Here is a 24,018-nt window from a genome sequence, read left to right as displayed (position 1 = left end):
CCCATGAAAATACTCCGTTGGATTGGCTTTGGAATTGGGTTCATTGGTGCCGGCGCGGTGATGACCGCGGCGACGAAACTGGAGGACCTGCAGGCGCAGGCGACGCGCGATGGCATGGCGCTCGTGCTGCCGACGTGGGCGCGAAACGCGGCGGAGGTGCAAAGCATGACGAAGGCGGCCATCGCGCGCGCCGATGCGGCGCTGGCGAAACTGGCACAGCAACCGGCGGACGCGGCGACGTTCGCGAGCACGTTCGCGGCGTATGATGCGATCACGGGCGACGTGGCGGCGTATGCGGGGCAGAACGATTTCGTTTCGGAGACAAGCGTGGACGTGGCGACGCGCGACGCGGCGCGGGCGGCGTCGGTGACGTTGCAGCAATGGGCGATCGCGCTGGATTATCGCGCGGATGTTTACCGGGTGTTGAAAGCGTTCGCCGATCGCGGGACGAAGCTCGATGCGCAGGAGCAGCGGCTGGTGGATTTCACGTTGCGCGATTACCGGCGCGCGGGTCTGGCGTTGCCGGCGGAGGAGCAGAAAGCGGTCGAAGGTTTGCGCAAGGAACTGTCGGCGACGGAGGAGCAGTTTTCGACGAACATCAACCAGGCGCGGGCGCCGATCGATTTCACGGCGGAGGAGCTGGCGGGCGTGCCGGAAAGTTTTCTGGCGAGCCCGGGCGTGAAGCAGGCGGACGGAAAATTCCGCGCGATGTTGAACATCACCTTTCACGCGCTGGCGTTGGAAGAAAATGCGACGAATCCGGAAACACGGCGGCGGGCGCTGGTGGCGCGCGAGACGCTGGCGAAGGAGTCGAACACGCCGGTGTTGACGAAGCTGGTGCAGTTGCGCGCGGAGATCGCGCACCGGCTCGGCTACGGGTCATGGGCGGACTATCGCACGGAGACGCGCATGGCGAAGACGGGAGCGGCGGCGTTGAAGTTCGAGGAGGATCTGGTGACGGCGCTGCAACCGAAGTGGTCGGCGGAGCTGGAGACGTTGCGCCAGTTGAAAGTGAGCGAGACGAAGGATCCGGCGGCGAAACTGGAGGCGTGGGACATCCGCTATTATCTCAATCAGCTCAAGAAGGAGCGCTACGCGGTCGATGCGGAGCAGTTGCGCGTTTACTTCCCGTATCAGGCGACGCTCGAGGGGATGTTTCGCATTTATCAACGGATCTTCGGGCTGACGTTTACCCGGGTGGAGGCGCCGTATCTGTGGACGCCGGGCGTGCAGTTTTTCGTGGTGAGCGACGCGAAGACCGGCGTGGCGATGGGGTCATTTTATTTGGACATGTTTCCGCGCGAGGGAAAATTCAACCACTTCGCGTGTTTCCCGCAGACGCCGGGCCGGGTGGGGGCGGAGGGGAAGTATGAACTGCCGGTGGAAGTGCTGGTGTGCAACTTCCCGCCGCCGGCGGGCGACAAGCCTTCGCTGCTGGCGCACGACGAAGTGGTCACGTTGTTTCACGAGTTCGGACACGTGATGCATGGCATTCTCAGTCGCGCGCGGTTCCAGGCGCAGACCTCGTTTGGCGTGCCGCAGGATTTTGTGGAAGGGCCGTCGCAGATGCTGGAGAACTGGCCGTGGGACAAGGCGGTGCTCGACACGTTCGCCGCCGATTACCGCGACCCGAGCAAGAAGATCCCTGCGGAGACGATCGCGGCGCTGACGAAGGCGCGCGTGGCGACGGAAGGGTATTACAACCGCCGCCAGCTTTCGTTTGGGCTGATCGATCTGCGGCTGCATCTGTTGACGCCGGCGCAGGCGGCGAAGGTGGACGTGGTGGGATTGAGCAACGACGTGCTGGCGCGGGTGTTTGTGGCGCAGCCGGAAGGGACGTCGTTTGTGACGTATTTCGGTCACCTCGTGGGCTATGATGCGGGTTACTATGGTTACCTGTGGTCGCGGGTGATGGCGATCGACATGGCGAGCGTGTTCAAGCAGGCGGCGGATGGGTTTCTCGATGTGGACACAGGCCTGCGCCTGCGGAAGGAAGTGTATGGCGTGGGCGATACACGCGACGTGGGCGAATCGGTGGAGAAATTCCTCGGGCGGCCGCGTTCGATGGACGCGTTTCTGAACTACGTGGGGTTGCCGAAAAAGTCCGCTGACGCACCGGGCGCGAAAAAGTGAGCGCCGCATAGGACAGGACGGAACCGGGCGTCGGACGTGACGCCCGGTAGCGCGACGCGGAAGCCCGGCGCGCTGGAAAAAACCGGCGGACTACGCACGTTACGGCATGGTGCCTTTTTCTGTGCTGGATTTATCGCCGATACCGCAGGGTGGGACGGCAGGAGATGCGTTGCGCCGCAGCCGGGAGCTCGCGCAACACGCGGAGCGACTGGGCTACCGGCGGTTTTGGATGGCGGAGCATCACAACATGCCAGGGATCGCGAGTGCCGCGACGGCGGTGGCGATCGGGCACGTGGCGGAGGGCACGAAGCGGATTCGCGTGGGGTCGGGCGGCATCATGCTGCCGAACCACGCCCCGCTCGTAATCGCGGAGCAGTTCGGCACTCTCGCGGCGTTGTTTCCCGGCCGGATCGATCTGGGATTGGGGCGCGCGCCGGGCACGGATCAGGTGACGGCGCGGGCGCTGCGACGCACGCGGGGCGGGGCGGATACATTTCCGGACGATGTCGTGGAGCTCATGCATTATTTCCAACCGGCGTCGCCGGGGCAGGCCGTGCGCGCGGTGCCGGGGGCGGGCGAGGACGTGCCGGTATGGCTGCTGGGCTCGAGTCTGTTCAGTGCGCAACTGGCGGCGGCGCTCGGGCGGCCGTTCGCGTTTGCATCGCACTTCGCGCCGGATGCGTTGATGGACGCGCTGGCGATCTACCGGCGCGACTACCGGCCGTCGCGGGAATGGCCGACGCCGTATGCGATGGCGTGCATCGGGGTAATCGCGGCGGATACCGACGAGGAGGCGGGGCGGTTGTTCACGTCGCAGAAATTGAGTTTCGTGAAACTGCGGCGCGGGGAGCCAGGGCCTTTGCCGCCGCCGGTGGCGAGCATGGACGGGCATTGGTCGGCGGTGGAAAAGGCCGGCGTAGAGCATGCGTTCAGCGAGGCGGTGGTGGGCGCGCCGGCGACGGTGCGGCGGGGATTGGCGGCGTTTCTTGCGCGGACGAAAGTGGATGAGTTGATGGTGACGGCGGCGATTTACGAACAGGCGGCGCGGCTGCATTCCTATGCGCTCGTGGCGCAGGTGCGGGACGCGTTGGGTGAAGGTGCGCCCGCGGCAAAAGCTTGGCAAAAGGAAGAACCTTCGGGAGCCTGAACGCGCGCGCGTCCTTCGGACGGTGCCGTATGGCTCACCGACTTTCCCAGTTCCTTTTCCATTCGTTACGCGGCCGGTTGGCACTGCTGGTGGTCGCGGTCATTCTGCCGGTGTTGCTGCTAGCGGCGACGCTGCTGGCAGAATCCTATCGCCGCGAACGGGATGCCCTCACGCGACAGACGGAGCTGCTCACGCGGATGCGGCGACTCGTGGTCGATGGCGTGCTGCGGGAAAAGGAAGCGTTGCTCAAGGGACTGGCGACTTCCGCGAAGTTGGAGAGTGGGGACTTTCGCGGATTCTACGAGCAGGCGCGTCAGGTGACGACGAGCCGCGACGAGTGGGTGGTGCTGATCGGCGCGGATCGGCAGCAGATCATCAACACGGCGCTGCCGTTTGGGGCGCCGTTGCCGATGATCCATTTTCGCGATTCCTTTCGGCAGGCGGCGCTCGCGGGCCAGACGTATGTTTCGAATTTGATCCAGGGTCCGGCGACGGGCGAGTGGCTGGTGTTTGTCGCGATTCCGATCCAGCGGGAGGGAGAATTGCGTTACACCTTGAATCTCGCGATGCGACCGGCGGTGCTGTCGAAATTACTTTTGGGGCCGAATATCGGGCCCGGTTGGACGGTCTCAATCGTCGATGGCGACGCGCGGGTGGTGGCGCGAAATCGCGGTGGCGAGCAGTATATCGGACGCCAGGCGTCCGCCGACATGATGGCGGCCATGCACGCGAGCGAAGAGGGTTCGATCGAGACGGTGACGCTCGACGGAATCCCCACGATCTCGGCGTTTAGTCGTTCGCGCGACACGCCGTGGAGCGTGATCATCGGAGCGCCGCGGGCGGATTTATATGCGTCGGCGCATGAGTGGGTGGTTTGGGTGCTGGGGGCTGCGGCGGTGCTCGGCGCGCTCACGGTCGCGATGGCGTGGTGGGTGAGCCGGGGCGTGTGGCGCGGCGTGCAGTCGCTGGTGGCGGACGCCGGGGCGCTGGTGCGGACGGAGCCGCTCGGCGCGGCGAAAACGGGCATGCGGGAGACGGATGTGGTGGCGACCGTGTTGCGGCAGAGCGCCGACAAGCTGAGGGCGCGCGAACTGGAGCTGCGGTTGCTCAACGAATCACTGGAAGCGCGGGTGCAGAAGCGCACCAAGGCCCTCGCGGAGGCGAATCGGGACCTGGATGATTTCGCGCGTATTGCGTCGCACGATTTGAACGAGCCGTTGCGGTTGATCAGCTCGTTCGCGTCGTTGTTGCGGGCGGAGCACAGTGAACAACTGGATCCGGCGGGGCGGACGTTTGTGGAGCGGATCGAGGCATCGGTGGAGCGGCTGCGTTCGCTGGTGCGGGATATTTTCACGTATTCGCGAACCTCGGCCCTCGCGCCGAAGCGCGCCCGGGTGGACCTGAACGCGACGCTGGGCACCGTGCTGGAGGAGCTCGCCGTGCGGATGGAGGAGACGGGCGGGCGAGTCGAGGCGGAGGCGTTGCCCGTTGTGATGGGCGATCCGACGCAGTTGCATCAGCTGCTGGCCAATTTGGTGGGCAACGCGCTGAAGTTTCGGCGGCCGGACGTGCCGTCGGTGGTCAAGGTGCGGGCTGAATGCGCGCCGGGGAAGGTCGTCCTCATCGTCGAGGACAACGGCATCGGCTTCGATGAGCGTTATGCCGAGCGGATCTTTGCGCCGTTCGAGCGGTTGCATGGTTACAATCGCTATGACGGGACCGGGATCGGGCTCGCGATCGTGCGGCGCATCGCGGAACGCCACGGCGGCAGCGTGCGGGCGACGAGCACGCCTGGGCAAGGCAGTCGCTTTGCCGTGACGCTGCCAGTGCGCGATGAGCCCGAGGCGCCGCGCAAATAGCGAGGTGGAGACGGGGCGCAAAAGACGCGCGCGGGCAAAGCGATGCTCTGTATCCGCTGGCGATAGGGCCGAGCGCGCGGCCATCCGGCGTTGCGAAAGGGGCGCGTGTTTAACTGGAACGAGCGCAAAAAAAACGCCCACCAAACCGGCGGGCGTTGAGGTGAAGTTACTGCGTCGGCAGCGCAGAGGAGCCGGCGCGGAGGCGCGCAGGGCGGCGGTCAGGGTGCAGCGGTCGCGCCGGGGATCGTGCCAGCCTTGATGATATAGACTTCATCGGGCCGCACGTATTTCTTGATGGCGCCGTTGACCTGCGCGGTCGTGAGCGAATCGATTTTCTTCGGATATTCGTCGAGCCAGTTCAGGTCGTAGCCGCGATGAATCGTGTTGAGAAGGCTCGCCGCCATGCCGTCGGTGGTGGCGAGGCCGACCTTGAACGAACCGATGAGGTCGGTCTTGCGGTGGGCGAGTTCCTGATCCGTGACGCCGTTCTCATACCAAAGGTCGAGCTGGCGTTTCGTGGAAGCGAGGCCTTGGTCGAGGAGCGCCGGAGCGAAGGTCGCGCTGATCTTCCAGTCGCCATCGCTAAACGTGTCGTGCGCCAGATTGGAGCCGATGCCGTAGGTGAGACCTTCCTTGTCGCGAACGGTGGACATCAAGCGACCGGTGAAACCGCTGCCGAGGATCGCGGTGCCCACGCGCAATGCCTGATAGTCGGGATCGCTGTAACGCAAGCCGCTCGATTCGCCCATGATCACGGTGACGCTGGTCTTGTCGGCCATGAATACGTTTTGGTCGCGCGCGGCATCGGTCATCTTCGCCTTCGCGGGGTGGATGACGTCGACGCCGCCCGTCCAGCCGGCGAAGGATTTCGTGATGTCCTGCTGGAGTTGCGGGATGTCGAGGTCGCCCACGATGACGAGCGTCATGTGCGCGGGGCCGTAGTATTTCGCGTGAAACGCCTTCACGTCATCGAGTTTGGCGCTCGCGGCGGCGGCGAGGAGTTCGTCTGGCGCGGGCTGGCGGTTGGGGTGCCCGAGGGGATAGACGGCGCGGGTGAATGCGTCGGCGGCGCGAAACTCGGTGCTTTCGAGCTGGCGCTTCAAACCGCCGGCGAACTGCTTCTTCACTTTGTCGAACTCTTCAGGGGAAAACGCCGGGGAGCGCAGTTGCTCGGCGATGAGCCCGATGACGAGCGCAGCGTCTTTCTTGAGGCACTTGGCGTTGACCTCGGCCATCTGGGTGCCGACGTCGAACGAGATCGTGGCGCCCACGCTTTCGAGTTTTTGCGCGATGGCGAATTTGTCGGCGGAGGTCGTGCCCTTGTCCAGCATCATGCCGGTGAGCGTGGCGACGGCGACGTTGTCATCGGCGAACGCATCGCCGGCGGGGAGGGCGCCGCGGATGGTGACGACGTCTTTGACGCCGGTGGGATATGCGATGACGTCGATGCCATCGATCGTGGTGCGCACGGCGCGGCTGGCGATGCTGTCGGCGGCGACGGCCGCGGGCACGGAGACAAGCGCGGCGGAGAGGCAGAGAAGAAGGAGTGTTTTCATGGTCGGCTGAGGTTTACTTCTTCGCGACGGCGGCCGGGGTGGAACTGGTCGGGATGAACCAGCCGGTCGTGCTTTGATCGACGTTGAGATATTTGTCGGCGACGCGTTTCACATCGGCGGCGGTGACTTTGCGCGTGGCGTCTTCGAGGGAATAATAGAGCGTCCAATCGCCGGCGGCGATGCACTCGTTGAGGTTGCCGGCGATGGCGAAGGAGCCGTCGCGTTGGAAGGCGGCGTCGGCGAGAATTTTCGCCGCGGCGGTCTTCACCTCTTCATCGGTGACGCCGTCGGTGCGGAGGCGGGCGATCTCCTCGAGGGCGATTTTTTCGGCCTGCTCGTGGGTGGCGCCGGGCGCGAGCGGGATGAAGGTGAACATCAGCGAGGGGTCGTGATTCGCGAAGGGAAACACGCTGACGCCAGTGGAGATGTTTTTGTCGGTGAGCGCGCGGTAGAGCCGGCTGTTTTTGCCGTCGCCGAGGATGGTGCCGAGCACCTGAATGGCGGCGAAATCGGGGTGCGTGGCGGCGGGGATTTTATCGGCGATGCAGACGACGCCGAGCTGGCCGGCGCGTTTGACGATCACGCGGCGTGCGCCGGTTTGCTCCGGCTCCGTCGTGTAGATCTGCGGAATCGGATGCGGCGAACGCGGGTAGACGCCGTAATATTTTTTCACGAGCGCGAGCGCGGCAGCGGGCTCGAAGTCGCCGATGACGGACACGGTGGAATTGTTGGGCCAATAGAACGTGTCGTAGAACGCGCGCAGTTTTTCGATCGGCACATTCTCGATGTCGCTGCGCCAGCCGATGGTGGAATGGTGATAAGGATGCGCGACGTAGGCGGCTTGAAAAATTTCCTTGATGAGCGCCTGGAAGGGGGAGTTTTCGCCGCGTTCGAATTCGTTGCGCACGACAGTCATCTCGGGCTTCCGGTCGGAATCGCGAAGCCAGAGGTTGCGCATGCGATCGGCCTCAATGGCCATGTAGCCTTCGAGGTGTTCGCTGCCGATGTTGGCGTAGTAGTTGGTGCGGTCGAGCCAGGTGGAGGCGTTGTAGTTGCCGCCGACGCTTTCGAGAAACTGTTTCACGCTGTTGCCCTTGGCGTCGTTGTAGTTGGGGCTGCCTTTGAACATGAGATGTTCGAGCAAGTGCGTGGCGCCGGTGGTGCCGGTGACCTCGTTGCGCGAGCCCACGTGGTAGGTGACCATGAAGGTGAGCGTGGGGCTCGAATGGTCGGGCATGAGCAGGACGTCGAGGCCGTTCGAATCGAGCGTATATTCCGAGATGTCGCCGACGGTTTTCACGAAGGAATAACCTTCGGGGGTGGCGGGCGCGGCCGGAGAATCCGCGGCGCCCGCGAATGCCGGGGCGAGAGCCGCCAGCAAGAGCAAGGACAGACGTTTCATGATGGGTAGGCGCGAAAGCATGCGCCGCGGGCGGGTGGCGGCAACGCTATAGGATGGGCGGCGCCGCGACGGGAAGACTGGTCGCGCGGATCGGCTGGCGGCGGCCAGGCGCGAGGCGCAGTCGCGGCGAGGCACGCGCGCCGGCGAGGCGAGGACGCGGCGAGGCGAGGGAAAGCGTTACGCTTTCGCGAGGCAGCAGTGCTTGTATTTTTTCCCGCTGCCGCACGGGCAGGGATCGTTGCGGCCGATTTTGGGCGCGGACGATTTGATCGGGGCGGGACCGCTGCGGACTGGGCGGGCGAAGAGCCACTGGCCGTTGATGCGGTTAAACTCCGCACGCTCCTGATGCGCCTGCTCGATTCCCTCGTCGACGAAGTAAGCGGAAAAATCCACGAAGGCGTGATCAGGATTGCGGCCGGGTTCGTGGGAGTGGACGACGAGGCGCGTCCAGCCCAGGGGCGCGAGGCGTTCATCGTCCTTAAACGGCAGATGGGCGGTGGGCTGGTAGGTGCGGTGAAGATAGGCGTCGTCGCGCGCGACGTGAGCGGTGAAGCGCGAGCGCATCAACTCCTCGGCGGTGGCGGGTTGACGCGTGCCCGCGAGCAGCGGCCCGCAGCAATCGTCGAAGAGGCGTCCGCTGCCGCAGGAGCAGGGCTGGCCAGGTTGAGGTGCGGGGAGTGCGGTCGGAGAGGGAGACACGACGCGAAACTACTCGAGCATGGAGGGCCGACGCGAGCTGAGTTTCGGGCGCGGACGGTGGAGGACGGCAGGTCCCACCGGAGTGGCGGCGAATGTCCGATCGGAGTGATCGGCCCCGATGGCGCGAATGCGGGGTGCGGTGGTCAGCTTTGTTTGAGACGTCGGCGATGCAGGAGAGCGCCGAGAAGGGCAAAGGCGCCGAAGCCGAGCGCGTAGGTTGCAGGCTCGGGAATGGCGCCGGTCGTTACGACATACGTGCCGATCACCGTCGTATAATCGAAGCCGTAAACATTGCCGGTGGCGCCGGCCGAAGGGAGCGCGTAGCCGGACAAATTGAAGGTGGAATAACCCAGCAGGGCGGCGGTCGTCGTGGTGTAGCTGACGGCGGTGCTGCCGAAGCCATGGCTGAGCTCCAAATCCACGACGTTGGGCCAGTTGGAAATCTGGTAGGACGGGTGCGCCATGGTCACCGTCGAGCTGGAGCCGGCGGGAATGAGTGTGGAGGTGTCGGTGTTGCTCAGGAACTGGCCGGTGGGCGCACTGGAGGTGAAGAAGCCCTTCAGGGCGACGATCACCATGTCGTTGGAACTATAGTTGGTGCTGGCGAACGCGCCGGTGCCGGTGAAGACGACCGCGTCGGGCTGGCTGACGTTGATGGTGAGAATTTGAGCCGACGCGCTGGCGGTGAAGGCCACGATGGCAAGCGGGAGCAACGCCCGACGGAGGGCGGTGAGGGCAATGGAACGGAGCAGGTTCATGGGTGCGGTAAAAACCGGTCTGCACGCGGGAGCGATCGGTCGCGGGCGGGGAGTAGAGGGAGCTGGAATGGTCTTTAATCGGAGGAAGGGCGGCGACCTTGAGGAATTTCTGCGAGACCTCAAAGCCGAAATCTGCGGACGGGATCCGGCTCGCAGGCGAGAAGCGCGTCAGCGCACTTAATCGATTTCAATTTCGACCGGGCTTCCGTCCGTTAAATTGAAGGCGTCGCGGAGTTTGATGTCGGTCGCGATCTCGATGATGGAACGGGGATGGTCGCCCGCGCCCGCCTCGTTGCCGTCGGTGCGCAGGATGAACGCGCGGCGACCGAAGATATTGCAAGGGACGAGATTGATGTTCACGGATCCGCCGTATTCGCGGCCTTCGAGGCGGAGGCAGTTAGCGGGCAGGCGATCGTCGTGAGCAAAGTGGATATTCAGCGTGCCGGGAAAGAGCCGCAGACCGGTTTTGCACTCGTAGTAATCACCGAGCTTCGCGATCCACTGCGCGAAGTCGCCTTGGCCGCTGCCGATGGTGCCATGGAGTTTCATCGTCGCTCAATCGACGAGATGCTCGTTCATGAGGACTTCTACACGGCCCCGAGCATTCGATGCGCTGGTTTGGAGGGTGTTCAAATTTGAGGATACGATGGCGTGCTAACATTTCTCCTCTGAAGCGATCCTTCCAAAGACCGTTATAAAAATGTTCACCGACCTTAATAAATCCATTCTTCTCCAAGACCCGGAGAGACGCAGGGTTTCGAATCAAAGCACTGCTGAACAACGTCTGCAGACCAATGCTCTGAAACGCATAGCCAATCGCCAAGGAAGCGGCGCAGGTCGCAATCCCTCTATTCCAAAACGGAAATCCGATCCAGTAATCCAACTCCGCAGTTCTCTCTTCCAGATGGACGTCGTTGAGTCCAATAAGCCCGACAAACTCACCAGAATTCAGGACAGCGAAGGTGAATTGTTTTCCCGCATCGTTGGCCTTGAGAGTTAAATCGATGAAAGAGGCCGCACCTCCCTCCGGGTATGGAGACGGCAAATTGCATGTAGCATGAAGTCGGACGTCTGCGGCGTATCGCTGCACACAATCCGCGTCGGACATTTCGACTGGGCGAATGGAAACAGAGATAGTCATTCTTCAAGCGCGCCTGGTGTCATTAGAATTCGTCGAACGCGATCTGAGTCTGCGGCACGGCAAGGGCGGCCAGCATTTTGGTGCAGGCGCGGATCATTTGCGGCGGGCCGCAGAGGTAATACTCGACGGCCTGCGGATGCGGGTGAGAACGCAGATATTGCTCGTAGACGACGTCATGGATGAAGCCGGTGTGCGTCGTCCAGTTGTCTTCGGGAAGCGGAGACGAGAGCGCGAGGTGGAAGGTGAAGTTGGGATGCGCGGCGGCGAGCTGCTCGAAATAGTCGGCGTAGAAAATCTCCTGCCGCGAGCGCGCGCCATACCAGTAGCTCACGCGGCGGGCGGTGGACTCGGTTTCGAAAAGATGCGAGAGCTGCGCGCGGAGCGGAGCCATGCCGGCGCCGCCGCCGATGCAGACGATTTCTTTTTGCGTGGGCTTGAGATGGAAATCGCCGAACGGGCCGACGGCGGTGACGGTGTCGCCGGGTTTGAGGTTGAACACATACGCGGAGCCGACGCCGGGCGGGCAATCCTGGCCGGGCGGGGGCGTGGCGATGCGGACGTTGAAGCGGAGCGTGCGTTCGGTCTGCTGATTGCTCGCGAGCGAGTAGTTGTTGCGGCGGCCGGCCTGGGGGTTGCGCGCGACGAGATCGAAGACGTGCTGAGCTTCCCACACGGCGGCGTAGGGCGCGGGGATGTCGAATTCGCGGAAGCGGATCAATTCGTAGGCGGGAATATCGAGCTGGAGATAATCGCCGGGCGTGAACGCGATTTTCTCGGCGGCGTCGATGGGTTCGAGGACGAGTTCCTTGATGAAGGTGGCGACGGAGCGGTTGGAGACGACGCGGAGGCGGTAGGTTTTGGGCGCGCGGGCGCCGGCGCCGCCGGGATGGGCGACGTTGAGCCAGAGGCGGCCGGCGCGTTCCTCGATCGGATACGTGGCGAGGCCGCGGCAGATGGGCGGGCGCGCGGGCGAGCCGTCGTGGAGATGGAAACGGCCGTTGTGTTTGGGACACTCGATTTGCGTGCCGATGACCAGTCCGCCGGCGAGATGGGTGTTGCCGTGGGTGCAGACGCCGTCGGTCGCGAAGAGGGCGCCGTCGGCGGTGCGGTAGAGCGCGTAGGTGCGGCGACCGTGATCGAAGCGCAGGGCGTTGGCGGCGGTGAGGTCGGCGGCGGGGCAGATGTCGAGCCAGCCGGCGGAATCGGGTTGCGCGGTGGAAACCGGATACGCGGCGGCGGCGTGGGTCTTCGGCGCGGGGAGGGGACGGCGGACGTAGTAACCGGGATCGCGGAGCTGGCGCCGGACGGTGGGGATGATTTCGCGCCACGCGGAGAGGATGTTGGGGTAGGGCGGCGGCATGTCGTCCTTCACGAGCGCGTGCAACTGCGGCAGGCGGTGATAGGGGACGAGGGGGAACATGTGATGCTCCACGTGATAGTTCATATTCCAATACATGAAGCGGTTCACGGGATTCATGTAGACGGTCCGGCAGTTGAGGCGGTGATCGAGGACGTTTTCGGCGAGGCCGCCGTGTTGGGTGAGGTTGTAAACGTAAAGCAGCCAGGTGCCGAAGACGTTAGGGAAAATGATGAGGAGCGCCGGCAGGGGCGTGCGCCAGTAGAACGAAAGGGCGAGCGAGCCGACGTAGATCGCCAGATAGAGACGCGCGCGCCAGTAGACTTTGCCGAACTCGGTGGGCGGGACGAAAACTTTCTCGTCCGCTCGCATGCGGCCGGTGGCGTGGAGCCAGAGGCGTTGCCAGTAATCGGGATGGAGGGAAAAGAGGCCGAGGAAGAGTCCCTTGAGGTCAGGCGGGCGGGGGAAATTGATCTCGGGATCGCGGCCGACGATGATCGTATCGCTGTGGTGGCGGGTGTGGCTCCAGCGCCAGAGGGTGGCTTCGCGTTTCACCATGAACGAGGCGATTTCGTAGAGCGCGTTGTTCATCCAATCGGTTTTGAACGCGGTGCCGTGGCTCGTCTCGTGCCAGCGAGAATCGGAGGTCTGCGAGTAGAGGACGCAGTAGGCGAGGTAAGGCAGGACCGCCCACCACGAGCCCCAGAGCAGATAGGTCGCGGCGGCGGTGATGAAGAGCAGCGAGAACCAGATGAGCGTGTCGCGAAGGGCGGGGCCGTTGCGACGTTCGAGGAGCGCACGCATCGTGTCGCGCGGCACGGGGCTTTGATACCACTCGGCTTCCGCGAGGCCGAGCTCGATCGCGCGGGTGGCGTTGACGCCGGTGAGGCTGTAGTCGAGCGCGGGCGGCGAAGTGGCGGCGGACGGGGAGGCGGCGGAGGTTTCGACAGACATGGGAAACGGAAAGCTAGCGGGCGGGGCGGGCTGACACCAAACGTGGAGGGGAGGCAAATGCAGCGAAAGCGCGCACTTGAAAAGCGCCAGTGGAAAACGTGTCAGGTTGGGGTCGCAGCGCGCATTTCCGGTCGAAGGGCGGCGAGCGCCGGAACGTGGGAGAGACCTGCGGACCCGCGGAAAAGGGTTGCGTGGGGCGTGAAAAACGCGGCGACGGAGGCGCGCGGAGATTTTTACGATGTTTTGCAGGGCGGCAAAACGAGCGGAGAAAACCCTCGGCGATTTGCGGTCCGGAGCGAGAGGCGGGGCAAAAAAATGGTGCGGCTGCGGGGAATCGAACCCCGGACACCTGCTTGGAAGGCAGGGGTTTTACCCCTAAACTACAGCCGCCCGCACGGCCGCTAGTGTTCTGCGCGGCGCGGCGCGGTCAAGTGCAGAGGCGTGAGATGGGGACGGTGGAAAACATCGTCGGGGGCGGTCGGCCCGCCGGTCCGCGGCAGGAAACAGATTGCGGGGCCGGTGGGGTGAGCTAATGGTCTCCCTCATGGCTTTGATCTCTTCTTCCCCCACGGCGACGGCGTTGGGCGGTCGTGCCGCCCCAGCGAAAAAGGCGGTCAACGTCAAAGCGGCGCAGCAACTGGCGAAGCAGAAGTCGCTGGAGAAGCGGGCGAAGAAATACAAGCTGCCGCTCGGTGAGCTGGCGATTTTCACGCAGCAGCTCGCGTCGTTGCTCACGGCGGGGCTGCCGTTGGTGCAATGCTTGGAGGCGTTGCAGGATCAGACGGAAGATCCCTGTTTCCGGATCGTGATCCGCGATGTGCGGGCGGACATTTCGTCGGGCAACTCGTTTTCCGCGGCGGTGAAACGTTTTCCGAAGACGTTTAATTCGTTGTTCATCTCCATGGTCGAGGCCGGTGAGGCGAGCGGCGGTCTGGCAGAGATTCTCGGCAAGGTGGCGGGTTACTTTGAATCGACGGTCAAGCTGACGAAAAAGGTGAAATCGGCGATGACGTATCCGATCGCGGTCATCGGTCTGGCGATCGCGTTGGTCAACGTGTTGCTGATCTTCGTGATTCCGGTGTTTGCCGCCATGTTCGACGATTTCGGGGCCAAGCTGCCGGCGCCGACGCAGATGCTGATCGATCTGAGCAATTTCATGAAGCACTACTGGTGGGCGATCGCGCTCGCGGCTTACGGGGTGTTTTTCGTGTTCAGCAAATTTGTCGCGACTCCGGGCGGACGGCGGGCGAAGGACAAGTTTTTGGTGCGGGCGCCGATCTTCGGCAATCTGGTGCACAAAATCGCGTTGTCCCGATTCTGCCGGACGTATGCAACGCTCATCCGTTCGGGGGTGCCGATTTTGCGGACGCTGGAGATTGTCGCCGCGGCGAGCAACAAAGTGCAGGTGGAGGATGCGTGCGCCGAGATCACGCGCCACGTGAGCCAGGGCGGACAGGTGTCGGAGGTGCTGGCGTCCGATCCGTTTTTCCCGCCGATGATGAAGCACATGGTGAAGGCGGGTGAATCCACGGGCAACGTGGACGGGATGATGAACAAGATTGCGGATTTCTACGACACGGAGTGTGAAGCGACGGTCTCGGCGCTGACGTCTCTGATCGAACCGTTGCTGATCGTCTTTCTCGGGGTGGTGGTCGGCGGCATCGTCATGGCGATGTTCTTGCCGATCTTCCAACTCGGTGCGGTCGCAGGCGGATTGCAGTGAGTTTGGCGGCGGTTGACATCCGCGAAGCAGCGCGGAACCTCGCTCCCTCCATGCCTTCGGTCCTCATCGTCGACGACCTTCTCTCCATCCACGAGATGTTGGATGCGGTCATCCAGCCCTCCGGTTTTGTCACGTCGTTTGCGACCGATGGCGAAAAGGCGCTCGCGCGTTACAAGACGGAGAAGTTCGACCTGGTGCTGGCGGACATCGACATGAAGCCGATGGATGGGATCACGCTGTTGAAGCAGTTGAAGCTCTACGATCCGAGCGCGGTGATCATCATCATGACGGCCTACGCGAGCACGGACAGCGCGATTCAGGCGTTGAAGTTCGGGGCTTTCGATTACCTGCAAAAGCCTTTTCGCGTCGACGAGTTGATTGCCACGTTGAAGCGCGGGCTGGAGTTCCGGCGTTTTCAAACGGAGCGGCTCAACAATCCCATCGCGCCGGGTGCGCAGGCGGTGGATGTCGAAGGGCGCTTGATCGGCCAGAGCCCGAAAATCAAAAAGCTGGTGCAGCAGGTGAAGAAGCTGGCGACGGTGCGCACGCCGGTGCTGTTGCAAGGCGAGCCGGGCACCGGAAAAATCGATGTGGCGGAACTGCTGCATCAAGCGGGGAGCGAGCCCAACGCGCAACTGGTGCGCATCGATTGCTCGCTCAGTTCGGAGACCAACGTGCGCAGCGGATTGCTCGGCCAAAACGGCGCGGGCGGCACGTGGGTCGAGCAGGCGCGGGGCGGGACGCTTTTTCTGCAACACCTGCAGTGCCTCACCCTCGAGGTGCAGAAGGAATTGGTGAGCGTGCTGCGGAACAACGCGCACACGTTTCGGTTGATCTGCACGTCGACCGTCGACCTCGAGGGGCTGACGGACGAGGGCAAGTTTCACGACGAGTTATTCTACCGCGTGGCGTCGCTGCCGGTGCAGATGCCGGCTTTGCGCGAACGGCGCGAAGACGTGCCGCTGCTCGTGAAACACTACGCCGCGCAGGCGTTGAATCCGCAGGTCGACGCGAAGTTGATCAACTTCACGGAGGACGCGCTGGCCGTGATGCAGGCCTATCACTGGGCCGGCAATCTCACGGAGCTGCATCAGGTGGTGACGCGAATCGCATCGACGGCGGAGTCGCGCGTCGTGACCTCGGAGCAACTGCCGCTGCGGCTGCGCGAATTAAAAAGCTGGCCGACCCTTGCGGATTATCTGGCGGGACAAGAGCGGCGCTACACCGACATGGTGTTGCACGTCTGCCATGGCGACAAAGTGGCGGCGGCGAAAGCGCTGGGCGTGGACGTGGCGAAGCTGGGCTGACGCGGCTGTAGGTTCGGTTGGCGCGGCGGTCCGATTGGCAGGCGGCCGAATAACGGCGCGCGCGAGACGTGGTGGCGCGAGCGTGCGGATGGGCGAAGGCGGCGATCAGCTCTTCGCGGGCAAGCAGGCGCCGCAGCCGCTGGCGAAGAAATCGTTGCCCTTGTCGTCGACGAGGATGAACGCGGGGAAGTTTTCCACCTCGATTTTCCACACGGCTTCCATGCCGAGTTCGGGATATTCGAGCACCTCGACGCGGCGGATGTTTTCCTTGGCGAGAATCGCAGCGGGACCGCCGATCGAGCCGAGGTAAAAGCCGCCGTGTTTTTTGCACGCGTTGGTCACCTGCGCGCTGCGGTTGCCTTTCGCGAGCATGACCATCGAGCCGCCGAGGGATTGAAAGAGATCGACGTAACTATCCATGCGGCCGGCGGTCGTGGGCCCAAACGAGCCGGACGCGTAACCCTGCGGAGTTTTCGCCGGCCCGGCGTAGTAGACGGGATGATCCTTGAAATAGGACGGCAGGCCTTGGCCGGCATCGACGCGCTCCTTGAGTTTCGCGTGCGCGATGTCGCGGGCGACAATCATCGGACCAGTGAGCGAGAGGCGCGTGGTTACAGGATAACGCGAGAGTTCCGCGCGGATCTCCGCCATCGGACGGCGGAGGTCGACGTGAACGATGTTGTCTTCCTTCAGCGTGCGCTGGTCCGCGGAGATGAAGCGACCGGGATTCGTTTCCATCTGTTCGAGGAAGATGCCGTCGCGGGTGATCTTCGCCTTGATGTTGCGATCGGCGCTGCAGGAGACACCGACGCCGACGGGGCAACTGGCGCCGTGGCGCGGCAGGCGGACGACGCGCACATCGAGCGCGAAATACTTGCCGCCGAACTGGGCGCCGATGCCGGTGCTTTGGGCGAGCTGGAGAATTTGGGCCTCGCTCTCGAGATCGCGAAACGCGCGGCCGTGCTCGTTGCCGGTCGTGGGGAGGGCGTCGAGGTATTTGGTCGAAGCCATCTTCACCGTCTTCAGGCAGGCTTCGGCGCTCGTGCCGCCGATGACGAACACGAGATGATACGGCGGGCACGCGGCGGTGCCGAGATAGCTGAGTTTTTCGGTGACGAATTTTTCGAAGCTCTTCGGATTGAGGAGCGCTTTCGTCTCTTGAAACAGGAACGTCTTGTTGGCGGAGCCGCCGCCTTTCGCGACGAAGAGAAATTCGTATTTCGCGCCCTCGGTGGCGTAGAGATCGATCTGCGCGGGGAGGTTGGTGCCGGTGTTGGTCTCGCGCCACATGTCGAGTGGCGCCGTCTGCGAATAGCGGAGATTCTCCTTCGTGTAGCACTCGTAAACACCGCGGCTGAGCCATTCGGCGTCGTTGGCGTCGGTCCAGACCTGCTGGCCTTTTTTTCCGATGATGGTGGCGGTGCCGGTATCCTGGCAAAACGGCAGGATGCCCTGCGCGGCGATCTCGGCGTTTTTGAGCAGGGTGAGGGCGACGTAGCGGTCGTTGGTCGAAGCGGCGGGGTCGTCGAGGATCGCCGCCACTTGCGCCAGATGCTTCGGACGCAGCATGAACGAGCAGTCGTGCAACGCCTGTTGCGCGAGAAACGCGAGGGCTTCGGGGGCGACTTTCAGGATCTCGCGGCCTTCGAATGTCGTCGTCGCAACACCTTCCTTGGACAGCAAACGGTAGACAGTTTCATCCGGCCCGAGGGGGAACGGTTCTTGGTAGGTGAACGGCGGCGTAGGCATGGAAAAGGAGGGCGCGACCGTGCCATGTTTCGCGGCGCGAGTAAAGCGGTGGCGCGAGCGGCGGCGGCGGGCGGCGATCGCGGCGCGCGGGAAATTCTGACACGGAACGAAGTGGACCGTGCGCTTCGCGCGCGGGAGTCGGCGAGACGTGTTTACGCCGAGGGCTCGCGCGAGAACGTCGTGGCGCTCGTCAGTGGCTTTCCCACACGGCGTCGTTGTCGGAGGCGATTTTTTCCATCGTGCGCTGCGTGAGAACGGATTGGTTTTCGCGTCGCGCGCTGAGCGGCTTCATGGCGGGTTTGGCTTTCACGATCAGCCACACGGGTTTGTCGTCTTCACTCTTGATCCGAAAGATGTGCCATTCGCCTTTCAGTTTCTGGCCGTGGAGCATGAGTTTGAGATCACCGCGGCGGTGGTCGCCGGAGAGGAGTTCGTAGGTGCCGGTGTCCCACACCATCACGGTGCCGCCGCCGTATTGGCCCGGCGGAATCGTGCCTTCGAAGTCGATGTAATCGAGCGGATGGTCTTCCACTTCGAAGGCGGCGCGTTTGATGCCGGGCTCGTAGGGAAGGCCTTTGGGCACGGCCCAGGATTTGAGGGTGCCGTCGAGCTCGAGGCGGAAATCGTAGTGGAGGCGCGAGGCGGCGTGTTTCTGGATGACGAAGCGGAGCTGCTGCGCGCCGCGCGCCCGCGAACGCGATGGCGTCTTGCCCGAGGGCTCGGCGGTGCGGGTGAAATCGCGTTTCGCGCGGTAGCGGGCGAGGCCCGTGGATGCAGAATCCGGCGCGCGCCCGGCGGATTTCGGGCGGGAGGAGGCGGCCGGAGCGGAGCGGGCGGCGGTGGTGAAATCGCGTGGAAGCCGTTGCTTCAACGTGAGGACGGGCGCGAATAGGTCGCCTTGCCGTGCAATGCGTTTCAACGCGTCGGCGGGAGAGAAGAAAAGGGCGTCGGCGGAGTCTTTTTTGGCGGCGCGGCGAAGTTCATCCCACGTGACGGGGAGCGAAACGAAGGGCTCATCGCGTTTGGCGCGGAGCGAATAGACGCCGGCGGTGGTTTTCTTTTCGTCGTTCTGGCTCCAGTCGATGAGGACCTTTTTGCGGCGGAGGGCCTTCGACATGTCGCTGACGATGAGGTCGGGGTGCTGCGTGCGGAGGAGTTCGGCGAGGGCCTTGGCGAAAGGTTTCGCGGTGGCGTAAGTGACGGGGGTGTTGAGCGGGACGTAGAGCTGGAGGCCTTTCGAGCCGGAGACTTTGGGAAAGACTTTGAACTGGAGCTGGCCGAGCGCTTCGCGGACGTGGAACGCCACCTCGATGCAGGTGAGCAAGTCGGCGCCTTCGCCGGGATCGAGATCGAAGACGAGGTGCGTGGGGCGTTGGACGGCGCGGGCGTGATGGAGAAACGGATGCAGCTCCAAGGCGGCGAGATTGGCGCACCAGGCGAGCGTGCGGGCATCGTTGATGACGATGTAATTGATCGCACCGCCGTCGCTGCGCGGGACCGGGGCGGTCTTGATCCACGCCGGAGCGAAGCGCGGGGCGTTTTTCTCGTAGAATTTTTCGCCGGTGACGCCGTCGGGAAAACGGATGAGCGTGACGGGGCGGGCGCGGAAATGCGGGATGAGCACGGGGGCGACATCGAGGTAGTATTTGATGACGTCGCCTTTCGTGGTGCCACTCGCGGGGAAGAGGACTTTGTCGAGATTGGTGAAGGGCACCGCGGCGGCGTTCGCGGGTGCTCGGGTGGAACGGGAGCGGGTGCCGGCGCGCGGTTGGGCGGCGGCCGAAGATTTGGGCGCCGCGGCGCGCTGGCGCGAATTGCCGGACTGGGCGGAAGAGCGTTTCCGGCGGGTGGCAGAAGAGCGAGACGAGGTGGAAGAACGCGGTGGCATGAAAGCCTTGGACTCGGGAAAACGCGACCGGTGCGCGCCGGGCCGGCGCGTCAACGCGCGATCCAGGCGTCGTCGTGAAGATCGTAGTGGGTGACGGCGGTGGGGGCAAAGGCGGTGCCGTTCCACGTGCGAATTTCGATCACAATGTGGGTGCGCTCAAGGGTGAGGAAATTATAGGCGTTGGGTTCCGTGCGGATGCGGCGGGAGATGGCCGTGCCGGCTTGCGCAGAGATGATTGAGCGGCGCGAATGAGGGTAGTGCGTGCGCGTGTCGCCGGCGTAGCCGTGATGGAGATGGCCGGCGAGGAGGAGGTCGACTCCGCACTCGTCGAGCACGGTGAGGGCGGCGTTAGCCCCACCGACGAGATCGATCCGACCATCGGCTTCGCTGCCGGGCGGCGGGATGAACGGGTGATGCGTGACAACGACTTTGAAACGTTCATCGGCGGGACCGAAGGTGGCGCGCAGGCGGGCGAGTTGCGCGGGGGAGATCCGGCCGCTTTTCCAAGTGCGGGAGCGGGCGGTGTTGAGGCCGGCAACGATGATTTCGGTGTCGCGGTAAACCGGGTCGAGGTCGCGACTGATGTAGCGACGGAAGCGGTTGAGGGGCGCAGCGAAACGGCGGATCACGTCGTAGAGCGGCACGTCGTGATTGCCGGGGATGACGAGTTGCGGCGATGGAAGTTGGGTGAGGTAAGCGCGCGCGGCGGCGAACTGGCGGCGCCGGGCGCGTTGGGTGAAATCACCGCTGACGACGAGCAGCGAAGGCGGGGATGCTTGCAAGTCGCGCGCGACGGCGGCGGCGAGCACGGGGTCTTCGGTGCCGAAGTGCAGATCAGAAAGATGGACGATCGTTCTCACGTGCCGACAGGGCGGGTGGGTGCCGATGGAGTGTGCGACGTTGGCGTGGCCGGAGAGAGCGGCGCGGCGGAGAGGCGTGGCGACGCCGGCGAGTTGGCCGCGAGCGCCGGGCAGCGGGGCGGTGAAGCGAAGATCGGAGCGGTCATGATGCCGGCGGAGCGAGCACGCGCAGTGCGTGGGGGCGGATGCGAAAGCGGAGCGGCGCAGCGAAGGTGACGAGTTCGCCATCGAGGCCGGTGGTGATTTTGGGCAGGCCGACGTCGATGGTGACCTGTTGAGCGGAGTGGGTGTCGAGAGCGTCGGCGGCGTCGAGTCCGCGGACGAGCGCCTGCCACGCCGAACGGAGGAGCGGGAAAAAGCGATGCGTGCGCGCGACGTAAAGCCAGAGGCGGCCTTCGTCGAGATGTTCGCGAAGGGAGGAGGCGAAGAGCCGCCCGTCGTAGTGGTTGTTCGATACAAAGAGCAGGGGCGTGCGGCAGGAATGGGGCGCGCCGTCGATTTCGATTTGGGCGCGCAGGCGACGCACGCGTCGAAACACGTCGAGCGAGGCGACGACCATGGCGCGCCATTTGCCGAAGCCGCGGGTGCGGCGCAGGGAATCGCGGCGTTGGACGGCGGCGGGATAGGCACCAAGAGAGCAGTTGTTGAGGAAAACGCGGCCATTGACTTCGCCGACGTCGATGGCGCGGACGCGACCTCGGGCGATCACGCGAATGGCGTCATCGATTTCCAGCGGAAGACCCAGGTCGTGAGCGAAGTGATTGAGCGTGCCGAGCGGGAGCACGCCGAGGGGAGTGGCGCCGCCGGCGAGCACGCCTGCGGCGGTATTGAGAGTGCCATCGCCACCACCGACGACGACAGCATCGGGTTGGAGCGCGGCGGCGTGGGCGACTTCGTCGCGCATGGCCTGCGGTGCGACGAGGCGCACATCGGCATCGACGGCGGCGGCGCGGAAGGCAGCGGTCAGCGCAGCGGGGGAAAGCGGGTCGGAATGAGGGTTACCGGTGAGCGTCCCCGCGGAGCGATTCAAAAGGGCGATGACGCGCATGGGAGGATGCAGACCCATGTGAGGTGCGGGGGTGCCGCACGTGGCGCGCAACCCGAGAGCGGTTTTGCGATTCTTCGTCCGCGTCGTAACCAACCGGCGCACGTTCAGACGAGAACCAGGGCGCAAAAAAGCCCGCGGAATCAAGCCGCGGGCGAAGGTGGGTTTGAATGCGAGCGGTTCAGGCGCGGCCGAGGTAAGAACCGTCGGCGGTGGAGACGCGGATGAGTTCGCCTTCTTTCACGAAGAGCGGCACCTGCACGATCAGGCCGGTCTCGAGCTTGGCGGGTTTCTGGACGTTGCTCGCGGTATCGCCTTTGATGCCATCGGCGCTCTCGACGACTTTGAGGGAAACGGCGCTGGGCAATTCGACGGTGAGCGGCTTTTCGTCCACAAAGAGAATGTCAACGCGGCCGCCGGCGGTGAGGTAGTTCTTCACGTCGCCGAGCGTCTGCTCGGAGATTTCGATTTGGTCGAACGTGTTGGGATCGATGAACGCGTAGCTGTCGCGGTCGGCGTAGCTGAACTCGAGCGTGCGTTTGTCGGTGGGCAAAACCTCGATGGTGTCGGTGGACGCGAAGCGTTGATCGAGCGCCTTGCCGTAGCGGAGGTTGCGCATTTTCACCTGCACGAAAGCCCGCAGATTGCCCGGCGTGCGATGCTGCGTTTCCATGACGAGGTGGGGCTCGCCGTTGAATTTAATGACCTGACCTTTGCGAATATCGTTAGCTGCGGGCATGACGGGAAGGGTTGCGGAGGGACGGTTTCGAGTTGTGTAAAAGGGTCATGGAGTAACGAGCGGGGCTCGGCGCTGTCAAGCATCGCGGCACGATAGAGCGCGGGCGGCAACACCGGGCGAAAAAGGGTGGCGCGAGTCCGCCGGCTGCGGCAAATGCGAGGCGCACATGCGAAACCTTTTCCGATGACGCTGCCGTATCTTGAGACCGACCACGCGGAGTTGAACCGCGCCTTCCGCCTCGCACTGGGGGACATCGCGGGCAATATTTTCCCCGATCACGCGGGCTTGATGGAGACCAGCGGCCCTTGTTTTCGGGCGGGGTTGGACTATCCGCAGCAGTGGACGCGCGACAACGCGATCAACACGTGGAATGGCGGCGGGTTGCTTTACCCGGACGTCGCGCGGAACTCGCTGCTGGCGGTCTTGGACGAGGTGGACGGCGAGCCGCGGATCACGGGGGAATATTGGGACAGCATCGTGTGGGCGCAGGGAGCGTGGGCGTATTATTTGTTCACGGGCGACCGGGAGTTTCTGCGCGTCGCGATGGCGGCGGTGGCGCACACGCTGCGTTGCCTGGAAGCGACGGAGTTCGACGCGATGCGCGGGTTGTTTCGCGGCTCGGCGGCGATCCAGGATGGCGTGGCGGCGTTTCCCGATCGTTACGCCGACATGCCGAGCAGCGGGATCAAATTTTGGGCCCGGCATCATCCGGCGGAGCGGGCGGCGCAGGGCGAAGGACTGCCGATGATGGCGCTTTCGACGAACTGTCTCTACGTGGCGGCGTATCGCGTGCTCGGGCGGATGGCGCGGGAGCTCGGGGTGGCGGCCGATCCGGCGTGGACAATCCGCGCGGACGCGATCGCAGCGGCGGTGCGGGCGGAATTGTGGGACGAGGCACGGGGCGTGTTTCGCTTTTTCGTGGATCCGTGGGGCGGGAGCGACCGGCTGGAGGGCGTGGGGCACGCGTTCGCGATCCTGTTCGACGTGGCCACGCCGGCGCAACGCGCGGCGATTTTTCAAAATCAACCCGTGACACCGGCCGGTCTGCCGGGGGTGTGGCCGAGCTACGAGCGTTACACGCGCTACGCGCCGGCGGAGGAACGGGAGTTACCCGTGCTCGGCTGGCCGGATTACGCGCACTACCCGACTTACGCGGAAGGCGCGTTCGGCCGGCACAGCGGGGTGGTGTGGCCGCCGTTGCAGGCGTTTTGGGCGGAGGCGGCGGCGCGGCATGGGCGGGCGGATTTGCTGGGGCGCGAGTTGTTCAGCCTGGCGCGACATGCCTGCCGCGACGGGCATTTTTCGGAGATTTATCATCCGGTGACGGGCGGGGAATACGGGGGAGTGCAGGAGCACCCGACGGGCGAGGGCGGGATGCAGCGCTGGGCTTCGTGCGCGCGGCAGACGTGGAGCGCGACGGCGTTGGTGAGGATGGTTTTGAAGGGCGTGTGCGGCGCGCGGTTCGCGGAGGATGGCGTGACTTTTTCGCCTGTGCTGCCGGCGGGTTTGACGCGAGTGCGGTTGGGCGGGCTGGGTTATCGAGGCGCGGAGCTGGAGATCGATCTACAGGCGGAAGGGGCGGGCGCCGCGGCGACGCGCGGGACCGGCGAGCGGCCAGCGGGATTTGTGTCCGCAACCGCCGTCGGGCGGGTGCGGGTGGCGATGAGCGCGGCGGGGAATTGATGGGGGCCCTATCGCGGT

At 64.2% G+C, this 24,018-nt stretch carries 18 protein-coding genes and 1 tRNA gene; 6 read left to right on the top strand and 13 right to left on the bottom strand.

Annotated features, from left to right (window positions below; genetic code table 11):
- Window positions 1-3: 3 nt before the first annotated feature.
- The 3 genes from K0B96_RS12465 (at window position 4) to K0B96_RS12455 (ending at window position 5,139) form a co-directional block, all read left to right on the top strand.
- On the top strand, window positions 4-2,133 hold the full coding sequence (locus tag K0B96_RS12465) for a M3 family metallopeptidase (protein ID WP_220161223.1): 2,130 nt from the start codon (window positions 4-6) through the stop codon (window positions 2,131-2,133).
- 106 nt (window positions 2,134-2,239) lie between these two features.
- Window positions 2,240-3,280, top strand: a complete 1,041-nt coding sequence (locus tag K0B96_RS12460) for an LLM class flavin-dependent oxidoreductase (RefSeq protein WP_220161222.1) — start codon at window positions 2,240-2,242, stop codon at window positions 3,278-3,280.
- 29 nt (window positions 3,281-3,309) lie between these two features.
- Complete coding sequence (locus K0B96_RS12455; RefSeq protein ID WP_220161221.1) at window positions 3,310-5,139, top strand: sensor histidine kinase; 1,830 nt, start codon at window positions 3,310-3,312, stop codon at window positions 5,137-5,139.
- A gap of 218 nt (window positions 5,140-5,357) precedes the next feature.
- On the opposite strand, the gene K0B96_RS12450 is transcribed toward K0B96_RS12455, so the two are convergent.
- From K0B96_RS12450 to K0B96_RS12415, 8 genes are all read right to left on the bottom strand, one after another.
- Window positions 5,358-6,695 (bottom strand): M16 family metallopeptidase, encoded by a 1,338-nt coding sequence (locus tag K0B96_RS12450; RefSeq protein WP_220161220.1) that lies wholly within the window; start codon window positions 6,693-6,695, stop codon window positions 5,358-5,360.
- A 13-nt stretch (window positions 6,696-6,708) separates the two neighbouring features.
- Window positions 6,709-8,097, bottom strand: coding sequence for a M16 family metallopeptidase (locus K0B96_RS12445; protein WP_220161219.1), 1,389 nt, complete (start codon window positions 8,095-8,097; stop codon window positions 6,709-6,711).
- A gap of 177 nt (window positions 8,098-8,274) precedes the next feature.
- Window positions 8,275-8,796 carry a YchJ family protein gene (locus tag K0B96_RS12440; protein ID WP_220161218.1) on the bottom strand — a complete coding sequence of 174 codons (522 nt, stop codon included), beginning with the start codon at window positions 8,794-8,796 and terminating at the stop codon, window positions 8,275-8,277.
- A 143-nt stretch (window positions 8,797-8,939) separates the two neighbouring features.
- Window positions 8,940-9,554 (bottom strand): PEP-CTERM sorting domain-containing protein, encoded by a 615-nt coding sequence (locus tag K0B96_RS12435; protein WP_220161217.1) that lies wholly within the window; start codon window positions 9,552-9,554, stop codon window positions 8,940-8,942.
- A 177-nt stretch (window positions 9,555-9,731) separates the two neighbouring features.
- A complete protein-coding gene (locus K0B96_RS12430) occupies window positions 9,732-10,103 on the bottom strand; it encodes a DUF120 domain-containing protein (protein ID WP_220161216.1) in 372 nt (123 codons plus the stop codon).
- Window positions 10,036-10,662, bottom strand: coding sequence for a GNAT family N-acetyltransferase (locus K0B96_RS17705; RefSeq protein WP_425602970.1), 627 nt, complete (start codon window positions 10,660-10,662; stop codon window positions 10,036-10,038). Before K0B96_RS17705 ends, K0B96_RS12430 begins: the two co-directional genes overlap by 68 nt.
- Before the next feature lie 55 nt (window positions 10,663-10,717).
- Window positions 10,718-13,006 (bottom strand): NADH:ubiquinone reductase (Na(+)-transporting) subunit F, encoded by a 2,289-nt coding sequence (gene nqrF, locus K0B96_RS12420; RefSeq protein WP_220161214.1) that lies wholly within the window; start codon window positions 13,004-13,006, stop codon window positions 10,718-10,720.
- A 316-nt stretch (window positions 13,007-13,322) separates the two neighbouring features.
- A tRNA-Gly gene (locus K0B96_RS12415) sits at window positions 13,323-13,396 on the bottom strand.
- 154 nt (window positions 13,397-13,550) lie between these two features.
- On the opposite strand from K0B96_RS12415, the gene K0B96_RS12410 reads away from it, so the two are divergent.
- Together K0B96_RS12410 and K0B96_RS12405 are read left to right on the top strand one after the other, a co-directional pair.
- Entirely contained in the window at window positions 13,551-14,729 is a 1,179-nt protein-coding gene (locus K0B96_RS12410; RefSeq protein WP_255558652.1) for a type II secretion system F family protein, read from the top strand.
- Between the two features lie 50 nt (window positions 14,730-14,779).
- Window positions 14,780-16,036, top strand: coding sequence for a sigma-54-dependent transcriptional regulator (locus tag K0B96_RS12405; protein WP_220161212.1), 1,257 nt, complete (start codon window positions 14,780-14,782; stop codon window positions 16,034-16,036).
- A 105-nt stretch (window positions 16,037-16,141) separates the two neighbouring features.
- Here the strand turns inward: K0B96_RS12405 and K0B96_RS12400 are convergent, their stop codons facing one another.
- The 5 genes from K0B96_RS12400 to efp all read right to left on the bottom strand — a co-directional run bounded on the left by K0B96_RS12400 (window position 16,142) and on the right by efp (window position 22,317).
- Complete coding sequence (locus K0B96_RS12400) at window positions 16,142-17,785, bottom strand: fumarate hydratase (protein WP_220161211.1); 1,644 nt, start codon at window positions 17,783-17,785, stop codon at window positions 16,142-16,144.
- 190 nt (window positions 17,786-17,975) lie between these two features.
- Window positions 17,976-19,673 (bottom strand): non-homologous end-joining DNA ligase, encoded by a 1,698-nt coding sequence (ligD, locus tag K0B96_RS12395; RefSeq protein ID WP_220161210.1) that lies wholly within the window; start codon window positions 19,671-19,673, stop codon window positions 17,976-17,978.
- A gap of 50 nt (window positions 19,674-19,723) precedes the next feature.
- Window positions 19,724-20,761, bottom strand: a complete 1,038-nt coding sequence (locus K0B96_RS12390) for a metallophosphoesterase family protein (RefSeq protein WP_220161209.1) — start codon at window positions 20,759-20,761, stop codon at window positions 19,724-19,726.
- Window positions 20,676-21,581, bottom strand: a complete 906-nt coding sequence (locus K0B96_RS12385) for a diacylglycerol/lipid kinase family protein (protein ID WP_220161208.1) — start codon at window positions 21,579-21,581, stop codon at window positions 20,676-20,678. Before K0B96_RS12385 ends, K0B96_RS12390 begins: the two co-directional genes overlap by 86 nt.
- A gap of 178 nt (window positions 21,582-21,759) precedes the next feature.
- Window positions 21,760-22,317, bottom strand: coding sequence for an elongation factor P (gene efp, locus K0B96_RS12380; RefSeq protein ID WP_220161207.1), 558 nt, complete (start codon window positions 22,315-22,317; stop codon window positions 21,760-21,762).
- A gap of 183 nt (window positions 22,318-22,500) precedes the next feature.
- Between efp and K0B96_RS12375 the strand changes: the two genes are divergently transcribed.
- On the top strand, window positions 22,501-24,000 hold the full coding sequence (locus K0B96_RS12375) for an MGH1-like glycoside hydrolase domain-containing protein (protein ID WP_220161206.1): 1,500 nt from the start codon (window positions 22,501-22,503) through the stop codon (window positions 23,998-24,000).
- Window positions 24,001-24,018: the final 18 nt, after the last annotated feature.

It is taken from the genome of Horticoccus luteus, assembly GCF_019464535.1.
In the GTDB taxonomy this organism is placed as follows: Bacteria; Verrucomicrobiota; Verrucomicrobiia; order Opitutales; family Opitutaceae; genus Horticoccus; species Horticoccus luteus.
Note: the sequence above shows the minus strand (reverse complement) of the source record. Positions and strands in the feature narration are given on the sequence as shown.

Bases quoted from the DNA above. Each gene is read 5' to 3' on its own strand.
- K0B96_RS12430 (WP_220161216.1), bottom strand. From the start codon at position 10,103: ATGAAACTCCATGGCACCATCGGCAGCGGCCAAGGCGACTTCGCGCAG.
- K0B96_RS12460 (WP_220161222.1), top strand. From the start codon at position 2,240: ATGGTGCCTTTTTCTGTGCTGGATTTATCGCCGATACCGCAGGGTGGG.
- nqrF (WP_220161214.1), bottom strand. From the start codon at position 13,006: ATGTCTGTCGAAACCTCCGCCGCCTCCCCGTCCGCCGCCACTTCGCCG.
- K0B96_RS12435 (WP_220161217.1), bottom strand. From the start codon at position 9,554: ATGAACCTGCTCCGTTCCATTGCCCTCACCGCCCTCCGTCGGGCGTTG.
- K0B96_RS12385 (WP_220161208.1), bottom strand. From the start codon at position 21,581: ATGCGCGTCATCGCCCTTTTGAATCGCTCCGCGGGGACGCTCACCGGT.
- ligD (WP_220161210.1), bottom strand. From the start codon at position 19,673: ATGCCACCGCGTTCTTCCACCTCGTCTCGCTCTTCTGCCACCCGCCGG.
- efp (WP_220161207.1), bottom strand. From the start codon at position 22,317: ATGCCCGCAGCTAACGATATTCGCAAAGGTCAGGTCATTAAATTCAAC.
- K0B96_RS17705 (WP_425602970.1), bottom strand. From the start codon at position 10,662: ATGTCCGACGCGGATTGTGTGCAGCGATACGCCGCAGACGTCCGACTT.
- K0B96_RS12450 (WP_220161220.1), bottom strand. From the start codon at position 6,695: ATGAAAACACTCCTTCTTCTCTGCCTCTCCGCCGCGCTTGTCTCCGTG.
- K0B96_RS12375 (WP_220161206.1), top strand. From the start codon at position 22,501: ATGACGCTGCCGTATCTTGAGACCGACCACGCGGAGTTGAACCGCGCC.
- K0B96_RS12455 (WP_220161221.1), top strand. From the start codon at position 3,310: ATGGCTCACCGACTTTCCCAGTTCCTTTTCCATTCGTTACGCGGCCGG.
- K0B96_RS12410 (WP_255558652.1), top strand. From the start codon at position 13,551: ATGGCTTTGATCTCTTCTTCCCCCACGGCGACGGCGTTGGGCGGTCGT.
- K0B96_RS12445 (WP_220161219.1), bottom strand. From the start codon at position 8,097: ATGAAACGTCTGTCCTTGCTCTTGCTGGCGGCTCTCGCCCCGGCATTC.
- K0B96_RS12390 (WP_220161209.1), bottom strand. From the start codon at position 20,761: ATGGCGAACTCGTCACCTTCGCTGCGCCGCTCCGCTTTCGCATCCGCC.
- K0B96_RS12405 (WP_220161212.1), top strand. From the start codon at position 14,780: ATGCCTTCGGTCCTCATCGTCGACGACCTTCTCTCCATCCACGAGATG.
- K0B96_RS12400 (WP_220161211.1), bottom strand. From the start codon at position 17,785: ATGCCTACGCCGCCGTTCACCTACCAAGAACCGTTCCCCCTCGGGCCG.
- K0B96_RS12465 (WP_220161223.1), top strand. From the start codon at position 4: ATGAAAATACTCCGTTGGATTGGCTTTGGAATTGGGTTCATTGGTGCC.